Below are 19,356 nucleotides of genomic sequence, written 5' to 3'. Positions count from 1 at the left end.
AACAATGTCTGATTTAGTACAACTGAGCAGCAATCTATTATATGCGGCATTTATATTATATTTGCTTGCTACATTCTTGTTTGGCGGAGCGATTCGGCAGAAAGATAAGAAAGCAGATACGAAGAAATCAAATAGCTGGGGCAAGCTGGGCATCACAGTGACTGTATTAGGTTTTTTGGCACAGCTCGGTTATTTTATTACCCGATGGATGGCAGCAGGCCATGCACCGGTCAGCAATCTGTTTGAATTTGCTACCTTTTTCGGCATGATGCTCGTTGCCGGATTTATCATTATCTACTTTATTTATCAAGTGCCTGCTCTTGGGTTATTCGCCCTTCCTGTGGCGCTTTTAATCATTGCCTATGCAAGTATGTTTCCGACAGAAGTCAGTCCTCTGATTCCTGCTCTGCAAAGTGACTGGCTGCATATCCATGTGACGACAACAGCAGCTGGACAAGGTGTTCTTGCGATCAGCTTTATTGCAGGACTGATCTATTTAGTGAAGAATATTGACCAGACGAAATCTAGTAAACAAACGTTTTGGCTAGAAGTCATCATGTTTAGCTTAGTGGCAACGATTGGTTTCGTGATTGTCACTTCTACATTTTCTGCTATGAATTATAAGGCTTCATTCGATTATGTGAATAAAGAAGGAAATCCAGCGGTTGAAGAATTTAATGTTCCGGCACTTATCGGTCCGCACGAAGGGGTTTTGAAAACGGATGACCGTTTCGAGCCGCTTGCTAGTGTTCCGGCGCTGATCAATGCCAAGAAATTAAATACGGTGATTTGGTCCATCGGTGCAGGGTTTTTGCTGTATGCACTGATTCGATTGATTGCACGCAAACGAATTGCCGCTTTGCTGCAGCCGGCCGTTAAGAACTTGAATGACGATCTCGTAGACGAAATCGGCTATCGTTCCGTATTAATTGGTTTTCCAATCTTCACTCTGGGCGCCTTAATTTTTGCGATGATCTGGGCGCAAATTGCCTGGACAAGATTTTGGGGATGGGATCCTAAAGAAGTATGGGCGCTTATTACGTGGCTATTTTATGCGGCTTTCTTGCATCTTCGCTTATCAAAAGGCTGGCACGGCGAAAAGTCTGCATGGCTAGCGGTGATTGGTTTTGCGATTATTATGTTTAACTTTATTGCAGTAAACCTGGTCATTGCCGGCTTGCATTCTTATGCTTAACAGAAGAAAGTCTTCGTTTTGGCGAAGGCTTTTTTCTATTCTTATAGGGTATAAATTGAAAAACAGTGGATTATAGTTAATAATTAAAAAAGGACTTTATTATTATCTTAATTTAGACAATCATGTTGAATACTTAGGAGGTAGTGTACTTGGATAACGATTTGAAAATTTTAATTGTTGACGATGAAGAAAGAATCCGGCGTCTATTGCGCATGTATTTAGAGAGGGAAAATTATGTCATTGATGAAGCAGAAGATGGTGAACAAGCTTTAGAGATGGCCGTTAATGAGGAATATGATTGTATTCTTCTTGATTTGATGATGCCGGGTAAGGATGGCATAGAAGTTTGCCGGGAACTGCGTGAGAAGAAAGCGACACCTGTGATTATGCTGACGGCAAAAGGAGAAGAAGCCAACCGTGTGCAAGGCTTTGAAGTAGGAACCGACGATTATATCGTAAAACCATTTAGCCCGCGTGAAGTCGTACTGCGAGTGAAAGCGCTATTAAGAAGATCATCACCAACGACGTATTTGCAAACCGATACGAAATCCAAAGACCTGATCGTTTACCCTCATTTGACGATTGACAATGATGCACACCGAGTATTGGCAGATGGAGAAGAGGTTAATCTGACACCAAAAGAATATGAACTTTTGTATTTCCTAGCTAAAGCGCCTGATAAAGTGTTTGACCGCGAGCATTTATTGAAAGAAGTTTGGCATTATGAATTCTTTGGTGATTTACGTACGGTGGACACACATGTAAAGAGACTTCGTGAAAAATTAAATAAAGTATCTGAAAAAGCAGCAAAAATGATCGTGACGGTTTGGGGAGTAGGATATAAATTTGAGGTAGTGAATGAATGAGACTTTGGAGAAGTGTTGTCGGAAAGCTATGGATGACGATTCTTTTACTCGTATCGTTTGTCCTTTTTTTACTGACGATTTTACAGCTTGAGTTTTTTGAGAATTATCACGCCACTCAAGTTGAAAAAGAATTGTCAGAAACAGCTGTAAAAATTGCGAAGATCATTTCAGAGCATGAAGATAAAGAAACGGGTATGGAAGTGGCTTGGGAGCTAGTGGACAACCCTGTTCATGTCATTATTGCCGAGGATCAAAACCGTTTTTACTTCTCTCCTCATGACCCGGATGATTCGAAAGTGGAACAAAAACGAATCGGAAATGATCCTGCGCTTTCAAAGGTCTTTACAGAAAAGAAGGAAATAAAAACGGAACTGCCTGTCCAAGGCGGGAACCAATCGAACCGCTATGAGAATTCGATTGTGATTGCTGTTCCTCTTGAAATGAAGCCAGGTGAAGACGGGGCTGTCATTATTTATCAATCGCTTGAGGTCATTAAGGAAACGACCCAGCAGACAACGAAGCTGATCCTGCTCGCAGCAGGCATTGCGATTGTGCTGACCACAATCTTTGCTTTCTTCTTATCGACAAGGATTACCGCGCCACTTCGCAAAATGAGAGAAGCAGCCACTGAGCTGACTAAAGGAAAGTTCGATACGAAAGTGCCGATTTTAACGACAGACGAAATTGGCGCACTAGCGACTTCATTTAATCAGATGGCAAAGCAGCTGAATTATAATATTCATGCACTTAATCAAGAGAAAGAACAGCTCGCAAGTATTTTGAGCAGTATGGCTGACGGGGTCATCACGTTTAACCGGGATGGGACGATATTAATTACGAATCCCCCTGCGGAGCGTTTTCTGCAAAACTGGCATTTTCAAAAAGAAAGTGAACATCATGAGGAAGCCGTTCCGACTCTGGTCAATGGCCTTTTAACGCAAGCGGTAGAAACTGAAAAGGAACAAGTTGGAGAGCTATCTCTTCAAGGCCGTTCGTATGTAGTAATTGTCAGTCCGCTGTACAATGCTAAGTCTGTTCGCGGAGCCGTAGCTGTGGTGCGGGATATGACAGAGGAGCGCCGTCTCGATAAGCTTCGCAAAGACTTTATTGCCAATGTGTCACATGAGCTTCGTACACCTATTTCCATGCTTCAAGGGTACAGTGAAGCGATTGTGGATGATATCGCGGCTACCGAAGAAGAGAAAAGGGATATTGCGAAGATCATTCATGATGAATCATTAAGAATGGGACGATTGGTCAACGATCTCCTGGATTTAGCCCGAATGGAAGCAGGACATATCACATTAAGCATGGAAGACATGGAACTGCACCCATTTTTGAAGCGAGTGACAAATAAATTCCAGGGGATCGCTAAAGAAAAACAAATTGAATTAACCTGGAGTTTCCCTGATGAAGATTCCATCTTAAAGATAGATCCGGACCGGATTGAGCAAGTTTTAACGAACTTGATTGATAATGCCCTTCGTCATACACCTGAGCACGGGTTTGTGAAAGTCATTCATGAAGAGCAGCCTGACGGACATCATATTTGCATTGAAGATTCAGGCGCAGGGATCAGTGAAGATGATTTGCCGTTTGTATTCGAACGGTTTTATAAAGCAGATAAAGCGAGAACGAGAGGCCGGTCTGGCACAGGACTTGGCTTGTCTATTGCCAAAAATATTGTGGAAGCGCACAAAGGAAGCATTAAAGTGCAAAGTAAGCTGGGGCAGGGCACGACGTTTTCTTTCATTCTTCCAAAAAAATAAGCATATTATTTCCGTCTTTGGCGTACACCTTATAGGGTGGTAAATACCGTATGCTGGAGGCTGGTTGATTTGCTTGATTATTTGAAAAGATTTATGATTGCTTTGTTGATGGCTGTCTGCATAAGTTTACTATTTATCGGTGGAGGTGCAGCGCACTCCAATGCGAAAAAAAATGAATCTTTTCAGCCGAAAGAGGTTCCGATCAATGTCGGAACCTCTTTTTTATTTTGACGCTGTTAAAGGTAAGCTTGAAAAGCAGAGGATAAATATAAAAGTGGTTTCAGTAAGGACATTCAAGTCTTGTCCAAGTCTTTTATCATTGGAAGTAACTCATACTTTCTCTCACTCCGAAAATAGTTAGCAATATATAAACAGAACATCATATTATTGATATCTTCTGAAAATATTAAATAATGCAATAAATAATTATTTTTTTAATTGATAACTCTTCACAATTACCTAGTTCTTATGTATAATAAAGTTGTAATTAAATAAATTTAATTCATCTTCGGGGCAGGGTGCAATTCCCGACCGGCGGTATTGAAGTAATTAAGCTTCTGAGCCCGTGAGCCGAAAGGCAGATTTGGTGTGATTCCAAAGCCGACAGTACAGTCTGGATGGGAGAAGATGAAGGCCGGCCAACGTTTTAAAAGCGCAGTTTTTAACGTTTATTTGAGCATGCCTAATCTCCCCTGAGCTCGCAGCTTTAGGGGTTTTTTGTTTACTCAAGTAAGGACGGTTTTTCTTCTGATCTAGGATGAATGAGGAGAAGGAGAGAGATTATGAAGAAAATGAATATTCGCACGTTAGCTACTGTGGGGTTATTAAGCACACTGTCTTATTTACTGATGCTGCTTAATTTTCCAATCCCGCCATTCCCAAGCTTTTTAATGATCGACTTTAGTGAGATCCCTGCGCTGATCGCTGCTATTGTCTTTGGTCCAATGGCTGGAATATTGGTAGAATTTATTAAAAACGTATTAGACTTCTTTATGACAGGAAGCCCGACAGGAGTTCCTGTAGGACATTTAGCTAATTTTGTAGCAGGAGTTACTTTCATTCTGCCTGTCTACTTTGTTTATAAAAAGTTTGAATCTAAAAAAGGAATGACAGCTGGTTTAATGGCAGGGACAATTGTGATGTCCTTATTAATGAGTGTATTAAACTACTATGTCATCCTACCGGCCTATACAATGTTTTTAAATGCGCCTGCCATGAGTGCGCCGGAAGCAAAACAATTAGTGGTAAGCGGTATATTGCCATTCAATGTAGTCAAAGGAGCAATATTGGCTGTTGTGTTTATCTTAATTTATACAAAAATCCAAACATGGATGTCTAAGCAAATAGCCGCCCAAAAAGCCTAATGAGAAAAGCAGCCGCGAGCTGCTTTTTTATTTTGCCTAGAGTACACTTCAAACATAGCATAGCGAGCCCTTGTCATCATATGATAAACGGTACACATTTTGCCCATTGAAATGGATATAAAAATGCAGTTTAAAAGTGCAATTTGTTTGTAAACAGTTTATGATAGTTTTGTAACACTACACTACTGTCGAAATGAGGGTGACTATGAATTTCTTAACGAAATTTAGTTTGAAGAATGCATTTGCCGTTTTTATTATCTCGTTTTTATTTATTTTAGGCGGTTTGTACTCCTTTTCAAAATTAAAAGTGGATCTTCTGCCAAACATTGAATTTCCGCAATTAAGCATTGAGGTCATTTATCCAGGTGCTTCACCGCAAGATTTAAATGAACAAGTAACATCTAAGCTAGAAGACCAATTTAAAGCGGTTGAAGGTGTAAAGAAAGTTCAAAGTTCAACCTTTGAAACGCTGTCCATTATCAGTATGGAGTTTCCGTTTAATACAGATATCGATGAAGCGGAACAGCAAGTGAACAATTTAATTAAAGAAACGGATCTTCCATCAGAAGTAAAGACTGAAATTAACCGTTTTTCATTCGGCAGTTTCCCGATCTTTAATATCTCACTCTTTGCTAAAGAAGGTTCAGACCTGCAAAAAGTGCTGAATGAAGAAATGATTCCTGAATTAAATAAGATTAAAGGGATTAACAGTGTGTCTGTTGGAGGCCAGACTGACGAATTGCTTCAGGTGACGATCGATCCGAAAAAAGCAGCTCCTTATGGTTTCACATTGTCAGAAATAAAAGACCAAATTAATAATAAAGTACTTTCCTTCCCAGCAGGAACACTTGAAGGTGAAAATATTCAAGTGCCAGTCCGAGTGCAAGAAAAGCTGGATACTGTAGATAAACTCGAAAATCTAGTTTTGACACCTCCTTCCTTTATTCCAAATGGAAAGCCAGTGCCATTAAAGGAAATAGCTACGGTCAAAGAAGTAACAGAAAAAGCGGAAATTACCCGCTATAACCAAAAAGATGCTCTTTCAATGGCCGTTACCAAGAAACAAGATGCCAACACAGTGGAAGTGGCAGACGGAGTCATCGAAGTACTGAAGAAATATGAAGATCAAGTGGACTACGCGATTGGGTTCGATTCTGCAGAAGGCATTGAGAAATCCGTAGAGACTCTTGTAAAAGAAGGTCTTTTGGGTGCGCTATTTGCTTCCATTGCCGTTTTAATCTTTTTGCGTAACGTCAGAGCAACGATCATTGCGATTATTTCTATTCCATTGTCATTATTGGTAACGTCGATCTTCCTGCAGCAATTAGATATCTCACTGAACATAATGACGCTTGGCGGAATGGCTGTAGCGGTCGGCCGTGTGGTGGACGACAGTATTGTTGTTATTGAAAATATCTTCCGGCGGGTCCGCAAGTCCGAGGAAGGCATGAGTGATCAATTAATAATTCAATCAACGAAGGAAATCTTAAAGGCGATTACTTCTTCTACGATCACGACCGTCGTTGTGTTCCTGCCCCTAGGGTTTGTTGGCGGGATCACCGGAGAATTCTTTCTTCCATTTGCTGTAACCATTGTCATTTCGCTATTAACATCGTTGATTGTGGCTATAACGATTGTGCCGATCCTAGCGAAATTCTCATTCAAAAAAATCCCTCAGGAAGAAAAGGAAGGGAAGCTTCAGAAATGGTACGCAAGCGCAATAAAATGGTCACTTAATCACAAGATTGCTATTATTGTGCTGTCATTTGCTACATTACTGGGTTCATTCGGATTTGCTTCGAAACTAGGGTTTACTTTTATTCCTAATGAAGAGCAAAAATTGCTAGTCGCGACTTATCGCCTTCCTGCCTCTACACCGCTTGAGAGAACGAATGAAATCTCGCTTAAGCTTGAAGATTATTTTGCCGGCGCAGATGAAATTAAAGATGTCACGACAGGAATCGGTACACGCGATTTTCAGTCAGGTTTAAAAAGAGCGAATCAAGCCAATTACTTTATCTCGTTAAAAGAAGATGTAGAAGTAGCTGATTATATTAAAGAGCTTGAGAAAAAGATGGAGGATATCGTGCTTGCGGCAGACCCCAATGCCGTTCTCGGAGTTCAAGAGCAGCAGACAGGCGGCCCTCCTTCTAATAACAATGTAAATATTGATCTATACTCCAATGACCTAGATGCCTTGCAGAAGGCGGCTGTCATGGTAGAGAATTATATGCAAGAGAAAGAAGATTTAAAGTATATCTCAAACAATTTCAGTGAAAAGCAAAAGCAGCTTGTCGTAGATATTCAATCAGAAAAAGCGGCAGCCGCTGGGGTATCTGGATTTCAGATTCTTGGTGCGGTTGCAGACCAGACAGAACCGGTCTCTGTAGGAGATCTTGAACTGAGTGGAAAAGAAAGAAAAGTTCAGCTTTCTTATACGGAAAATGCAACATCCATTGAAGATATTAAAGACATTCAGCTATTTACAGCTAGAGGGCCGCTGCCGATTACTGAAGTAGCGACCATAGAAGAAACGGATGCCTTTACTTCTATACAAAAGCTTGACGGTAAAATATTTGCCCGTATTTCTGCTCAAATTAAAGGGGACGATATTCGAACTGTTTCAGAAGAAGTGATTAATGGAGTGAAAGAAGACATCGACCTTCCTAAAGGCGTGAGTTTTGAAGGAGGCGGCGGCAGTGATGAAACAGTCGAAACATTCCAGGCTCTCGGCTTGGCGATGCTCATTGCCATTGGGCTCGTGTATATCACCATGCTGATTACATTCGGTAAAGCAAGAATTCCATTAATCGTCTTATCTTCTTTAATCTTTGTGCCGATCGGTTCCTTGTTCGGACTGTTCTTGGCTCAAGAGCCGCTGTCAGTCAGCGTCATGATCGGGTTGTTAATGCTAATAGGAATTGTGACAACGAATGCGATTGTATTGGTTGACCGAATCGGGCAAAATCGTGAATTAAAAGGAATGACCATTCGGGATGCGTTAATCGAAGCTGGTAAAACAAGGCTTCGTCCAATATTGATGACAGCATTTGCAACTATCACCGCACTGATCCCATTGGCCCTTACAACTTCCTCAGGGAATTTAATTTCTAAGGGGCTGGCGATCACAGTAATTGGAGGACTAACTTCTTCAACACTATTGACATTAATTTTGCTTCCTGTGCTTTACGAAATCTTTTTCTACCGTACAGTGAAAAAAGAGAAGAAGGCTGTTAGGGAACATTAACAAAAAAACAGGCGAATCCGATTTGGGTTCGCCTGTTTTATTAAAAGGCTTTGTTAAACAAGAATGTTGATTTTTGTTCATTTTGAACAAAAGCCCCCGTTACTTAAAAAAGTTAGAACTATGATTAAGATTTAGCAACGGTTCCTTGATGAAAAAATATCTTCCATCTACCGTCAATATGTTTCCATATTGAACTTCTTAAAGTATCTTTTTTTCTCGTTTCATCTCTAACTCGGTAAGTTGTTAAAACTGCGTCGGATGACAAGGGATGAATTTCAAAGTCGTAAAGAGACAAGTCTCTTATTCCTACTCCACCTTCGCCTACACAATCTTTCTTGTATACAACAATACCTGAACTTCCATATTCAAAAAAATCATCTGCCAATAACATATCTAATTTCTCACTTGAGGTACGAATTTCAGGCTTTAAATGACTTTCCTCTAGTGCTTGCAAATGGGATTTAAGGTTTGGTTCATTCTTAGTCATCTATATTAGCCGCCTTTCCTGCAATAGATTTATGTTAATAATTCACTATAATTAGTTATTTAACCTTCTCTAATAAACCTCCACGTTAGTTCAATAAGAAATCAACATTGCACTTTAAAAGAGCCTATAAAAAAATCCCTCGTTAGAAAACGAGGGATCATAAACTATTCGAATTTCAATGCGTCGCCTTCAAATGGCTCTTCAGAAATCTTAATGGAATCTGTTGGGCAGCCTTCGAATGCATCTTGCATATCTTCTTCTAATACTTCAGGTACTTCAGCTGTTCCTTCATTGTCATCTAAAATAACGAAGGCAATCCCTTCATCATCATAATCATAAATATCAGGTGCAGCTGCTCCGCATGCGCCGCAGGCAATGCAAGTGTCTTTATCAACAATAGTATACTTTGGCATTTTTGCAACCTCCTCACGTCTCTATAGAAATCCAAATGGATTTGATCAATCAATATGATTGAAAAACTTCTACATCCCATTGTATATGTGATGAATTTACTTTTCAATAAAAAAATACGATAGCTGATTATGATAGGGCTTACATTCTTTGAAATAATGTGTCGGACGAGAAAATTTGACATTTTTCATGGTAAACTAACAATAGGCCTCTAAGGTTGAAGTATACCCTGTTTTAGGGTAATTGTTCAATGAATGAAAGGGGAATGCATATGTCTTTTTTACAGGCGGTTATCCTTTCGATCATTGAGCGTATGAATGGTGATCGGACGGTTTCTTCCGTTTTCCATTTACTAAAAGGAAAAAAATCTTCGCAAACCATTCAAGATGCCCATTTATACAAAATAGATCAGTGGTTTCAGACGGTGGGATGGATTGAAAGAAACGAGTTTGCCCATGCCGTTCAACAGCTTGTGCAAAAAGGATATATTGTCATGAATGATGAAGAAAAACCGCACATCACTTCAAACGGCAGAAAAGCGAAAGATGATTATTTAAAAGATAAACCGTCTCTTTCTGATCTGCATGGCTGGAAATATCAAAACTGCGCTCAATCATTTTGGAAGCGTCTCAGTTTTCTTGTGCAAGTGATCTCTCATCTGGCTGCCGCCACACAGAAATATTATCCGGTAACTAGAGATGACCATATTCAGAACTGGCTTAAAACATATATCAGACAGCAGCAACTACCGAAACAGCAATTGATTAACGGCTTGCATCACGAGCTGAAAGTCTTATTAAGTAAACAAGAAGCTGATGACCCGCTAATACTGGTCCTTAGGCTATCTGGTTTTAAGCGGACCGGAAAAACCACACAGCAGGCCGCAAGCACGTTAAATGTAGAAGAGACAGAATATCACTTCCGTTTTCTCAATTTGTTTCATGCGCTGATCAAGGAGATTGCATCCAACCCTTCTTCTTATCCGTTATTATATCGTGCAATGGAAGATATTTATGAGCCGCTTGTGCTTACTGCTTCTACGAAAAAGACGGCAGAGCTAATAGAAAGAGGCTATACGATTGATGCCATGGCGGCCGAAAGAAACTTGAAACAAAGCACCATAGAAGATCACATCGTGGAACTGGCCTTACAAGTGCCCGAATTTTCTATCTTGCCGTTTATCAGCGAAGCGGAGATTCAGCAGGTTCGGGAAACCGCCGCCAGGCATGCAGGGAAAAAACTAAAGCCGATAAAAGACGAGCTGAAAGAGTTATCATATTTTCAAATCAGGCTCGTGCTGGCTAAATATAGCAGGTGAATAATGTGAACGCAACACAGCTTCTTTATGAAAAGTTCGGATACACTTCTTTCCGGCCAGGCCAAGAAGAAACGATCGAATCATTGCTTTTAAACAAACATACATTATCCATGCTCCCTACAGGAACCGGTAAATCACTGTGCTATCAGCTGCCTGCCTATTTATTAAGCGGGAGTGTGCTGATCGTATCGCCCTTATTGTCATTAATGCAGGATCAAGCCGAACAAATGAAAATCCGCGGTGAGAAAAGCGTGATTGCTCTTAATTCATTTTTATCTTTTCAAGAAAAACGGCAGGCGTATAAAACGCTGCCGCAGTACCGCTTTATCTTTCTATCGCCTGAAATGCTTGCGAATCAGCAAGTCATTTCCATTTTACAATCCATGCGCATTGCCTTGTTTGTGGTGGATGAAGCGCATTGTATTTCGCAATGGGGACACGATTTCCGGCCGGATTACCGCTTGCTGGGCGAGGCAAGAGCGAAACTCGGGAATCCTCTTACGCTGGCGCTGACAGCTACAGCTGCGCCAAACGTCAGGAAAGATATTTTTAAATACTTAAATATTGAACAGGGACGGGAATTAGTCTTTTCAGTGGATCGGCCAAATATAGCGATGGCTGTATGGAATGTCATGAATATGGCAGAAAAAAAGCAAAGGCTTGCTGAATTATGCCAGCAATTAAAAAAGCCGGGCATCGTTTATTTCTCCAGCAAAAAAGGAGCTGAAGAAGGAGCGGAATATTTGAGAACAAAAGGAATGAGCCGAACCGCTTTTTATCACGGAGGCATGAATCAGGAAGATCGAATCTTAATTCAGCAGCAGTTTCAAAATGATGAACTTGATATCATCTGTGCAACGAGTGCATTTGGCATGGGAATCAACAAGAATAATATTCATTTTGTCATCCACTTCCACCTTCCGTCAGAATTCGAATCCTATCTGCAGGAAATCGGCAGAGCGGGAAGAGGAGGAGAAGACAGCCTTGCCATCCTGCTATACAGTGCAGGGGATGAAGATCTTCATTATTTGATTGCAACAAAGGAGTTTCCTTCTGACGGGCAAATTAATCGATATACAGAATTAGCTGACGACATGGTTCCAGGTGAAATCGATGTTTTGCTCCAGCTGAATGAAAGCCAGGCTAGGTTTATACGGCATTATCTGACAGAAGCGAATAAAGCGGGTTTACAGGATGCGGCGGATTTTATTAGAAAGAAACGCGATCAGCAGCTGTTAAAGAAAGAAGAGAAGCGAAAACAAATGCTGAACTGGATTCATTGTGAGGGCTGCCGGCGAGAAGCTGCGCTTGCCTATTTCGCAGAAACACTGACGGCTAGACCTGTAAAGTGCTGTGATCATTGCGGCCTTGATTTCAATTTGTATCAAAAGCGGCTAATTGAAGAAGAGAAGGAGGTAAATGAAAGTTGGGATTCTATACTGGCTTCCATTTTTTCTATCAAAGGGTGAGTCCGAAAGTCTATGAAAAAATCTAAACAAGCAGAATTGATAAGCCAAATGTCGGATGCAGAGGTGCAAAAATCCTTATATGTTACTCAATTTGCCCTATTAACCATTTCATGCCTTTTCGGTATATTTTTATTTAAGGATCTTTCGTCATTCTTCGCTATCTTTCACGCTTCCGCTTATCACTTGCTCCTTTATGGGGTGGGCGGGGGATTGGCGGTAGTATTGGTTGACCTGATCTTCATGAGGTGGCTGCCGGCAAAATATTACGACGATGGCGGCATTAATGAACGGCTGTTTGCCAATCAGTCAGTTGCTAAGATTGCGGCCATGGCTTTCATTGTAGCCGTTTCGGAGGAGATTTTCTTTAGAGGGATACTGCAGACTGCCTTTGGGCTCGCCGCTGCGAGTCTGATTTTTGCTCTTATCCATGTTAGGTATTTATCTCAATGGTTTTTAGCCATAAATGTAATTTTATTAAGCTTTTGGATTGGACTTATATACGAATGGACCAGCAGTGTGACTGTCACGATTGTCGTGCATTTTATCATCGATTTTTTACTTGGCTTGGTTATTCGTCATAAAGCGAGACAAAAAGCATTATTCAATCAAGAGGGGATTGATGATGACCATGGACCCTTATCGTGAGTTAGCCCAAAAAAATCGTAAAGAAATAGAAAAAGTATCTGTATCCAATGACGTACAAGAACCTTCTCCTTCATCAAGAATGGAAAGACGGGAAGAAAAAAAGAAAAAGAGATTCCCTGTGTTAAAAACGCTGCTTCTGTTTTTCATCGCCATGCCGCCTTTAACACTGATTCTCTATACGTATATGAATAATGATCCTGCTTCATCCACTTCTGTCAGCGCACCGAACGATCTGGCGGAAGTGTTTTACCAGCCGGAAGAAGACGAAGAAGAAAGTGAATCAGATCCATCAGCAGAAGCTGTTCCTGCGTCCACTTCCAATGCAGATGATCAGAAGGATGAAACGATACAGCCCGAAGTTAAGCCAGAACCCGTTCCTGCACCGGATCCTGTACCGGTTCCAAAACCAGAACCGAAACCAGAACCTCAGCCAGTTCCTGAGCCGGCACCGGAGCCGAAGCCAGCACCTGCGCCAGAACCAAGCGGGAAGGTGGTTTACCACACTGTTAAGCCTGAAGAAACTGTGTTTAGAATTGCGATGAATTACTATCAATCTCAAGCAGGGATTGAAAAGATCCGTCAGGCTAACCAACTAAACGGAAATGAAATACGGGTAGGACAAGTATTAAAAATACCGCTGCCATAAATTCAATCACTAAAAAGCTCCGTCCACATTCAGGACGGAGCTTTTTGCGAAGGGAATTAAAAAATCTTTTTACGGTCCCGTTCATCTTTTAGCACTTCAACCGCTTCTCGAAACCGCTGGGAGTGAATGATTTCCCGCTCTCTTAAAAAGCGCAGACTATCGTTTAAATCTGGGTCATCACTCATATCTATAATCCATTGGTAAGTCGCCCGTGCCTTTTCTTCTGCAGCAATATCTTCATATAAATCCGCAATGGGATCTCCTTTGGCTTGAATATACTGGGCCGTAAATGGCACGCCGCCCGCATTTTGATAGAATAATGCTTCCCCGTGATTAACGTAGTGTGCACCAAGGCCGGCAGCTTTCATCTGCTCAGGCGTCGCATCTTTCGTTAATTTGTAAATCATTGTTGCAATCATTTCTAAATGTCCTAATTCTTCCGTAGCAATATCCGTTAATAGTCCAACAACAGAAGGAGGGATGGTATACCGCTGATTCATATATCTTAAAGCGGCGGCAAGCTCTCCATCTGCACCGCCGTATTGCTCAATTAAGTACTTGGCAAGCGTAGGATTGCACGTACTGACTTTTACAGGGTACTGCAGCTTCTTTTCATATACCCACATGAATGGTTACCTCCGAGTTTATTTAATAGGCTCATACTTGCCATGGCCACGGGGCTTCTTTATAGTCAAATGGATGACGCGAATAACTATAGCCGAAGCTTGTCATTGCTCCGTATTTCATTTCAAATTCTTTTTTAAGCTTTTTGCTTTTTTGTACCGATGTATTATATTGTTTCACTGCTTCAAGGTCATCTGGATGTGTATGAAGATATAAAGTTAAATCCACGATCACAAAGTCTACAGCCTGAATTTCTTCAAGCTCACGATAGAATTCAGGAGTGAGGGTTTTCATTTGACTCACTCCTTTTTAATTCTTTCAAGGAAAAGTATGGATCATAGAAATATTTCCATAGTGTTCCCTTTTTTAGTGCAGCCATCGGCGGGAATTGTTCCATGCCTGGCGGCTGAAATCCAAGAAAAAGATTAGGCGGAGTCGAATATCTTTTGATCTTGATAGGCGGACAAGGATCAGTCGGACTGATGAATGGACGGTAAGTTCTATACCACTGGGGTTTAGCCATACGCTGCCTCCTTTTAACTTCTTCAAACTATCCTATGAGAACGGATTCAAACATATTATTTATTTTTAAATAAATATCTGTTATTCTGATTAATATTTTGTATTTACAAGATCTTTACGGTCGAAAGGAAAACATATGGTGTATATTGCAGTCATTTTTTTTATATCTATTTTGTCATATATGTTTAAAGAAGGTCACCGAAATGAGGTGAAAAGCGAGGAAGTCAAATTACATAGCTTTACAGAGCTGAAGCCATTTAATCTATTTTTTATTTCTGATATTCATAGGAGGCAAATCGCTCATTCTATTATAGATAAAGTTCAAGGGAAGGCAGATGTGATTGTGATAGGCGGAGACCTGACAGAAAAGGGAGTTCCTATCGATCGCATCAAACAGAATCTTGTATTATTGCAGAAGGTAGCGCCTGTATTCTTCGTTTGGGGCAACAATGATTATGAATGTCCTGATTTAAAAGACCTTCTTGAGTCTTGCAATGTAACCATCCTAAAAAATGGTTCGGCGGTTCTGAATCATGGAACTCAGCAAATATATCTGCTTGGTGTCGACGATGCTAGTGTAGGTACAATCGATAAGCCGAGCACTTTTTCTCATGTGCCTAATGAGGGCTGCAAGATCCTAATTAGCCACAATCCTGTGTTTGCCAATAGGTTAAGTGAAGGCGATAGTGTCTCCCTTTTTTTAAGCGGCCACACACATGGGGGACAGATTCGGCTCTTTCATTGGGGGTTATATCCTAACGGCGGCTGGAGTGAGCGGGCCGGTATGCGAATGCTTGTCAGCAATGGATATGGCACAAGCGGCGTTCCGCTTCGGCTCGGAGCCAAAGCAGAAACGCATTTAATCACCATTTCCAAAGAGTTGTAGCTAGAAATGTATATAAAGAGAGTTTTTAGCCTATACAAGTTTTACGGAGCGATAAAAGCATTTTATAATATAAAGAAATGGAACGGGAAGTAGAGAGGAAGAAGTGTGATGAACGAAGGCAAATACAATATTAAGGCTGTTTCTAATTTAGTTGGTATCCAACCGGGAACCCTTCGTGCGTGGGAAAGAAGATATCAAATTTTGGAGCCTGTCAGAAATGATTCAGGTCACCGTCTGTATACAGAAGATGATGTAAAAAAATTAAAATGGCTCTCTGCAAAAGTGAATCAAGGCTTTACGATCAGCCAAGCGGTTTCTCTATTGGATAAACATGAACTTGAAACAGATCAGCTGACATCGGAAGATAAAGGAGAAAATCATCAAATTCTTTTAGAAGAGCTTCTGCAGGCATTGATGCAGTTTAATGAAGTGAAAGCGCACGATTTAATTAATAAGGCCTTCTCTTTGTTTACAATTGATAAAGTGACAGTAGAAATTTTGGCTGTCTTGCTCCTTCGAGTAGGAGATATGTGGGAAAAGGGTGAGATCACAACAGCTCATGAGCATTTTGCGACCTCCATTTTAAGGTCTCGAATCGGGATGATTATGCACTCCTTTCCGCATAATGGCGTGCTGCCTAAAGTAGTGGCTGTCTGTGGTCCGAATGAATGGCATGAACTGGGACTGTTGATTTTTACTCTTTTTGTACGAAGAAGAGGGTATGAAGTGATTTATTTAGGCTCAAGCATCAAACAGGGAGATCTCGAGGTGGTGCTTGATACCGTCGATCCTAAATTCTTATTTCTTTCATGTACGCTAAAAGAAAATTTATTTAATACATTAGAATTGGTTGAAAGGCTTAGAGAGGCCTATCCCGGTCTTGAAATTGGGATGGGAGGGGCAGCTGTAAACAGTTTAGACATAGAGCTGACTGGAAAGTACGAGCAGCATATCGTAGGCCAAAGTCAGAAAAACTGGGAAGAATGGCTGAATAAACGCCTATAAAGTGCGGATTTTCCGCCAAAAAATCACGTTCTCTTATTCTTAACATAGTATGTCGTAAAAAGGTCCTTAAGCAGGGGGCAGCATACTATGAGGATTGAACGATTATCAGATAATAAGGTGATGCTTTCCGTTACCTTTGAGGAGTTGCGCAAAAAAGGGTGTTTAAAAAAGCATATCCTAGAAGACTCTTTTATTTGGCATGAAATATTTGATGATATGCTTGATGCGATAGAAGAACAGCTTGATATTGATACAGAAGGCATGATTGCGATTGAAATTCACTCAATGGCTGAGCATGAATTGGTGCTGATCTTGACCATTGAGCAGCTCGATCTGTACAGCGATTTTTCGGATTGGCCGACAGAACAGATTGAAGCCTATGAATGTGAACATACGTTTAAGTTTCAAGACATTGAGCATGTCATTGGCCTGGTGCATGATGATCAGCGGGTTAGGCAATTGTCTAGCACTCTGTATTATTTCAAGGATGCTTATTATGCTTGCTTTACCTTTGATTATGAAAGCCAGTATGACGATTTCGATCCGGTGTTAATGGAATATGGATCCTATTCCAGTTTGTCTAACGATATGCTGAATGAGTATGCTATACCTGTCATTCGCTCGGACGCTATGAGGAAAATGTTTACGTATTTTGTGAATCCGTCATCTTAAGCGCTTACAGAAGACCTATGGATTGATATTAAAGCTATTTTCTCCTATCATTTAAATATGATAGGAAATTTTTTTGTTCGGAAACTAAGGAGAGAATGATATGCAAATGGAAGATTGTATCATCGTTGGAGGAGGGCCATGCGGTTTGTCCGCGGCCATTGAATTAAAAAAAACAGGGAAAAACCCCTTGGTAATCGAGAAAGGGAATGTGGTCAATTCCATATACAATTACCCCACTCACCAAACCTTTTTTAGCTCAAGTGAAAAGCTCTCGATTGGAGATGTGCCTTTCATTATTGAAGAGCGCAAACCTAAACGCAATCAAGCATTAACTTACTACCGAGAAGTCGTTAAGCTGAAGGACGTTCGGGTGAATCGGTTTGAATTGGTGAAAAAGGTGGAAAAACAAGCTGATGGTTCGTTTATCGTCGTGACATCTAAAGCAGAATACCGGACCAGCTATGTCATTATTGCAACAGGCTATTATGATCATCCGAACATGATGGACATACCAGGCGAACAGCTTGATAAAGTGTTTCATTATTTTAAAGAAGCACACCCTTTTTTCGATACTGATGTCGCAGTGATCGGCGGAAAGAATTCTTCCGTAGATGCGGCTCTCGAACTGCATAAAGCAGGTGCGCGTGTGACGGTTCTATACCGAAACAGCGAGTATTCCAAAAGCGTCAAGCCGTGGATTCTGCCGGAGTTTGATGGTCTGGTACGCAATGGTGAAATTCAAATGGTCTTTGAAGCAGATGTGCGCGAAATTCGTTCGGACGAGTTGATATACACCGTCAACGGAGAAGACTTTACGATCAAAAATGATTTTGTGTTCGCAATGACAGGCTATCACCCCGATCATAGCTTCCTTAAAAAAATGGGTGTGGAAATTGATCAGGAAACAGGCAGGCCACACTTTAATGAAGATACAAAAGAAACCAATGTGGAAGGAATCTTTATCGCGGGCGTCATTTGTGCGGGGAACAACGCCAATGAAATATTTATAGAAAATGGACGTTTTCACGGCGGGCAAATTGCCCATGCTATTATGGAAAAGGAGCATCTTAAATAATCGTCAAAAGGAGCAGTTTCCAAGCTAGGCGGGTGCTGCTCCTTTTACATAAATGAAAATCTTTGAAAAGGGGTGTCAATGATGAAGAAAGTCGTGCTGATTACTACAGGAGGAACGATTGCCAGTAAAACCAATCAGTCTTCAGGAAAGCTTGCGTCAGGCGCTTTATCAGGAGAAGAATTGGTGTCAATGTGTAACCTGCCAGAAAACATGGAACTCATAGTAGACTCCGTTTTTCAAAAGGCGAGTGTACATATTACGTTTGAAGATCTAGTGCTTATAAAAAATAAAATCGATCACTACTTTAAAGACCCCTCTGTTTCAGGAGTGGTAGTGACACATGGTACGGATACGCTTGAGGAGACAGCCTATTTTCTGGATTTAACGATCAATGATCAACGGCCGGTGGTAGTGACGGGTTCTCAGCGTTCGCCAGAGGACCTTGGAAGTGATGTGTTCATCAATTTACGGCATGCAATCTATACTGCCTGTGCGGAAGACGTACAGGGGAGTGGAGTTGTCGTCGTCTTTAATGAACGGATCTTCCCGGCTAAATACGTGAAGAAAGAACATGCTTCTAATATTCAAGGGTTTAACGCATTTGGTTTCGGATACTTAGGGATCATTGATAATGATGAGGTGCGTATGTATCAGAAGCCAGTGAAAAGAGAGTTTTACGAAATAAAACGGGCCATTCCGCCGGTCGATATTATCATGTGCTATTTGGGTGCTGACGGTAAGTTTCTTAAGGCTGCACGAGAAAGCGGAATGAAAGGCGTTATTTTAGAAGGCGTAGGACGCGGCCAGATCTCGCCGGATATGATGGCGGAGGTAGAGGCGTGTTTAGAACAGGGAATGAAGCTGGTCGTCACAACCAGCGCGGAAGAAGGCGCGGTGTACCCGACATATGATTATAAAGGAAGCGCCTATGACCTTAGTAATAAAGGAGTCATACTCGGAAGTGATTATGATGCGAAAAAAGCCCGTATGAAGCTTGCCGTTGCACTCGCGAGCGATGATGAGGTGAATTTTTAATTCGGGCAGCGCATTTAGTGCCGGGTGAGAAAGTGTGTTTCCCCTGGTGTATTCAGCATCCGTTATTTTCATTTATTTTAATAAATGGTACGATGAATAAAACAATATGAAAAGAGGCCC

The 19,356-nt window shown here is 41.1% G+C and carries 20 protein-coding genes and 1 riboswitch; of the genes, 15 read left to right on the top strand and 5 right to left on the bottom strand.

All coding sequences use genetic code 11. The features are described from left to right. Window positions 1-4 precede the first annotated feature (4 nt). The 6 genes from ccsB to JOC78_RS04745 all read left to right on the top strand — a co-directional run bounded on the left by ccsB (window position 5) and on the right by JOC78_RS04745 (window position 8,441). Complete coding sequence (ccsB, locus tag JOC78_RS04770; RefSeq protein ID WP_204553338.1) at window positions 5-1,195, top strand: c-type cytochrome biogenesis protein CcsB; 1,191 nt, start codon at window positions 5-7, stop codon at window positions 1,193-1,195. A gap of 149 nt (window positions 1,196-1,344) precedes the next feature. Further along, window positions 1,345-2,061, top strand: a complete 717-nt coding sequence (locus JOC78_RS04765; RefSeq protein WP_204553337.1) for a response regulator transcription factor — start codon at window positions 1,345-1,347, stop codon at window positions 2,059-2,061. Next, window positions 2,058-3,830: an ATP-binding protein gene (locus tag JOC78_RS04760; RefSeq protein WP_204553336.1), complete on the top strand. Its 1,773-nt coding sequence runs from the start codon at window positions 2,058-2,060 to the stop codon at window positions 3,828-3,830. The genes JOC78_RS04765 and JOC78_RS04760 overlap by 4 nt, the downstream gene beginning before the upstream one ends. Before the next feature lie 69 nt (window positions 3,831-3,899). Then, the gene (locus JOC78_RS04755; RefSeq protein WP_204553335.1) at window positions 3,900-4,061 is read left to right on the top strand and encodes a hypothetical protein; all 162 of its coding nucleotides are present in this window, start codon (window positions 3,900-3,902) and stop codon (window positions 4,059-4,061) included. A gap of 269 nt (window positions 4,062-4,330) precedes the next feature. Continuing rightward, window positions 4,331-4,463: riboswitch (FMN riboswitch) on the top strand. Between the two features lie 149 nt (window positions 4,464-4,612). Continuing rightward, window positions 4,613-5,194, top strand: a complete 582-nt coding sequence (locus JOC78_RS04750; protein ID WP_275581994.1) for an ECF transporter S component — start codon at window positions 4,613-4,615, stop codon at window positions 5,192-5,194. Between the two features lie 205 nt (window positions 5,195-5,399). After that, window positions 5,400-8,441: an efflux RND transporter permease subunit gene (locus JOC78_RS04745; RefSeq protein WP_204553334.1), complete on the top strand. Its 3,042-nt coding sequence runs from the start codon at window positions 5,400-5,402 to the stop codon at window positions 8,439-8,441. Window positions 8,442-8,565: 124 nt separating this feature from the next. On the opposite strand, the gene JOC78_RS04740 is transcribed toward JOC78_RS04745, so the two are convergent. Continuing rightward, window positions 8,566-8,928 carry a nuclear transport factor 2 family protein gene (locus tag JOC78_RS04740; RefSeq protein WP_204553333.1) on the bottom strand — a complete coding sequence of 121 codons (363 nt, stop codon included), beginning with the start codon at window positions 8,926-8,928 and terminating at the stop codon, window positions 8,566-8,568. A gap of 164 nt (window positions 8,929-9,092) precedes the next feature. After that, a complete protein-coding gene (locus JOC78_RS04735; RefSeq protein WP_204553332.1) occupies window positions 9,093-9,341 on the bottom strand; it encodes a ferredoxin in 249 nt (82 codons plus the stop codon). Window positions 9,342-9,610: 269 nt separating this feature from the next. Between JOC78_RS04735 and JOC78_RS04730 the strand changes: the two genes are divergently transcribed. The 4 genes from JOC78_RS04730 to JOC78_RS04715 are packed head-to-tail and all read left to right on the top strand — an operon-like array spanning window position 9,611 to window position 13,417. Continuing rightward, complete coding sequence (locus JOC78_RS04730) at window positions 9,611-10,657, top strand: YpbB family protein (RefSeq protein WP_204553331.1); 1,047 nt, start codon at window positions 9,611-9,613, stop codon at window positions 10,655-10,657. Window positions 10,658-10,662: 5 nt separating this feature from the next. After that, window positions 10,663-12,126 (top strand): RecQ family ATP-dependent DNA helicase, encoded by a 1,464-nt coding sequence (locus JOC78_RS04725; RefSeq protein ID WP_204553330.1) that lies wholly within the window; start codon window positions 10,663-10,665, stop codon window positions 12,124-12,126. A 12-nt stretch (window positions 12,127-12,138) separates the two neighbouring features. After that, window positions 12,139-12,771, top strand: coding sequence for a CPBP family intramembrane glutamic endopeptidase (locus JOC78_RS04720; RefSeq protein WP_204553329.1), 633 nt, complete (start codon window positions 12,139-12,141; stop codon window positions 12,769-12,771). Further along, window positions 12,749-13,417 (top strand): LysM peptidoglycan-binding domain-containing protein, encoded by a 669-nt coding sequence (locus JOC78_RS04715; RefSeq protein ID WP_204553328.1) that lies wholly within the window; start codon window positions 12,749-12,751, stop codon window positions 13,415-13,417. The genes JOC78_RS04720 and JOC78_RS04715 overlap by 23 nt, the downstream gene beginning before the upstream one ends. A gap of 56 nt (window positions 13,418-13,473) precedes the next feature. Here JOC78_RS04715 and JOC78_RS04710 read toward each other — a convergent pair whose 3' ends face one another. Genes JOC78_RS04710 through JOC78_RS04700 form a run of 3 tightly spaced genes read right to left on the bottom strand, consistent with a single transcriptional unit; the run spans window position 13,474 to window position 14,564 of the window. Continuing rightward, on the bottom strand, window positions 13,474-14,043 hold the full coding sequence (locus JOC78_RS04710; RefSeq protein WP_204553327.1) for a manganese catalase family protein: 570 nt from the start codon (window positions 14,041-14,043) through the stop codon (window positions 13,474-13,476). Between the two features lie 31 nt (window positions 14,044-14,074). Continuing rightward, window positions 14,075-14,335, bottom strand: a complete 261-nt coding sequence (locus tag JOC78_RS04705) for a spore coat protein CotJB (RefSeq protein ID WP_204553326.1) — start codon at window positions 14,333-14,335, stop codon at window positions 14,075-14,077. Beyond that, a complete protein-coding gene (locus JOC78_RS04700; protein ID WP_204553325.1) occupies window positions 14,316-14,564 on the bottom strand; it encodes a spore coat associated protein CotJA in 249 nt (82 codons plus the stop codon). The genes JOC78_RS04705 and JOC78_RS04700 overlap by 20 nt, the downstream gene beginning before the upstream one ends. 135 nt (window positions 14,565-14,699) lie before the next feature. Here JOC78_RS04700 and JOC78_RS04695 point away from each other — a divergent pair, with 135 nt between their 5' ends. The 5 genes from JOC78_RS04695 (at window position 14,700) to JOC78_RS04675 (ending at window position 19,236) form a co-directional block, all read left to right on the top strand. Next, the gene (locus JOC78_RS04695; RefSeq protein ID WP_204553324.1) at window positions 14,700-15,449 is read left to right on the top strand and encodes a metallophosphoesterase; all 750 of its coding nucleotides are present in this window, start codon (window positions 14,700-14,702) and stop codon (window positions 15,447-15,449) included. Window positions 15,450-15,557: 108 nt separating this feature from the next. Next, on the top strand, window positions 15,558-16,454 hold the full coding sequence (locus JOC78_RS04690) for a MerR family transcriptional regulator (RefSeq protein WP_204553323.1): 897 nt from the start codon (window positions 15,558-15,560) through the stop codon (window positions 16,452-16,454). 87 nt (window positions 16,455-16,541) lie between these two features. Next, window positions 16,542-17,126 (top strand): adaptor protein MecA, encoded by a 585-nt coding sequence (locus tag JOC78_RS04685; protein ID WP_204553322.1) that lies wholly within the window; start codon window positions 16,542-16,544, stop codon window positions 17,124-17,126. 100 nt (window positions 17,127-17,226) lie between these two features. Next, entirely contained in the window at window positions 17,227-18,201 is a 975-nt protein-coding gene (locus JOC78_RS04680) for a YpdA family putative bacillithiol disulfide reductase (protein ID WP_204553321.1), read from the top strand. Window positions 18,202-18,279: 78 nt separating this feature from the next. Continuing rightward, window positions 18,280-19,236: an asparaginase gene (locus tag JOC78_RS04675; RefSeq protein ID WP_204553320.1), complete on the top strand. Its 957-nt coding sequence runs from the start codon at window positions 18,280-18,282 to the stop codon at window positions 19,234-19,236. Window positions 19,237-19,356 lie beyond the last annotated feature (120 nt).

This window comes from Bacillus ectoiniformans (genome assembly GCF_016908875.1).
Lineage (GTDB): Bacteria > Bacillota > Bacilli > Bacillales > Domibacillaceae > Bacillus_BX > Bacillus_BX ectoiniformans.
This window is presented reverse-complemented; position numbering and strand designations above follow the sequence as displayed.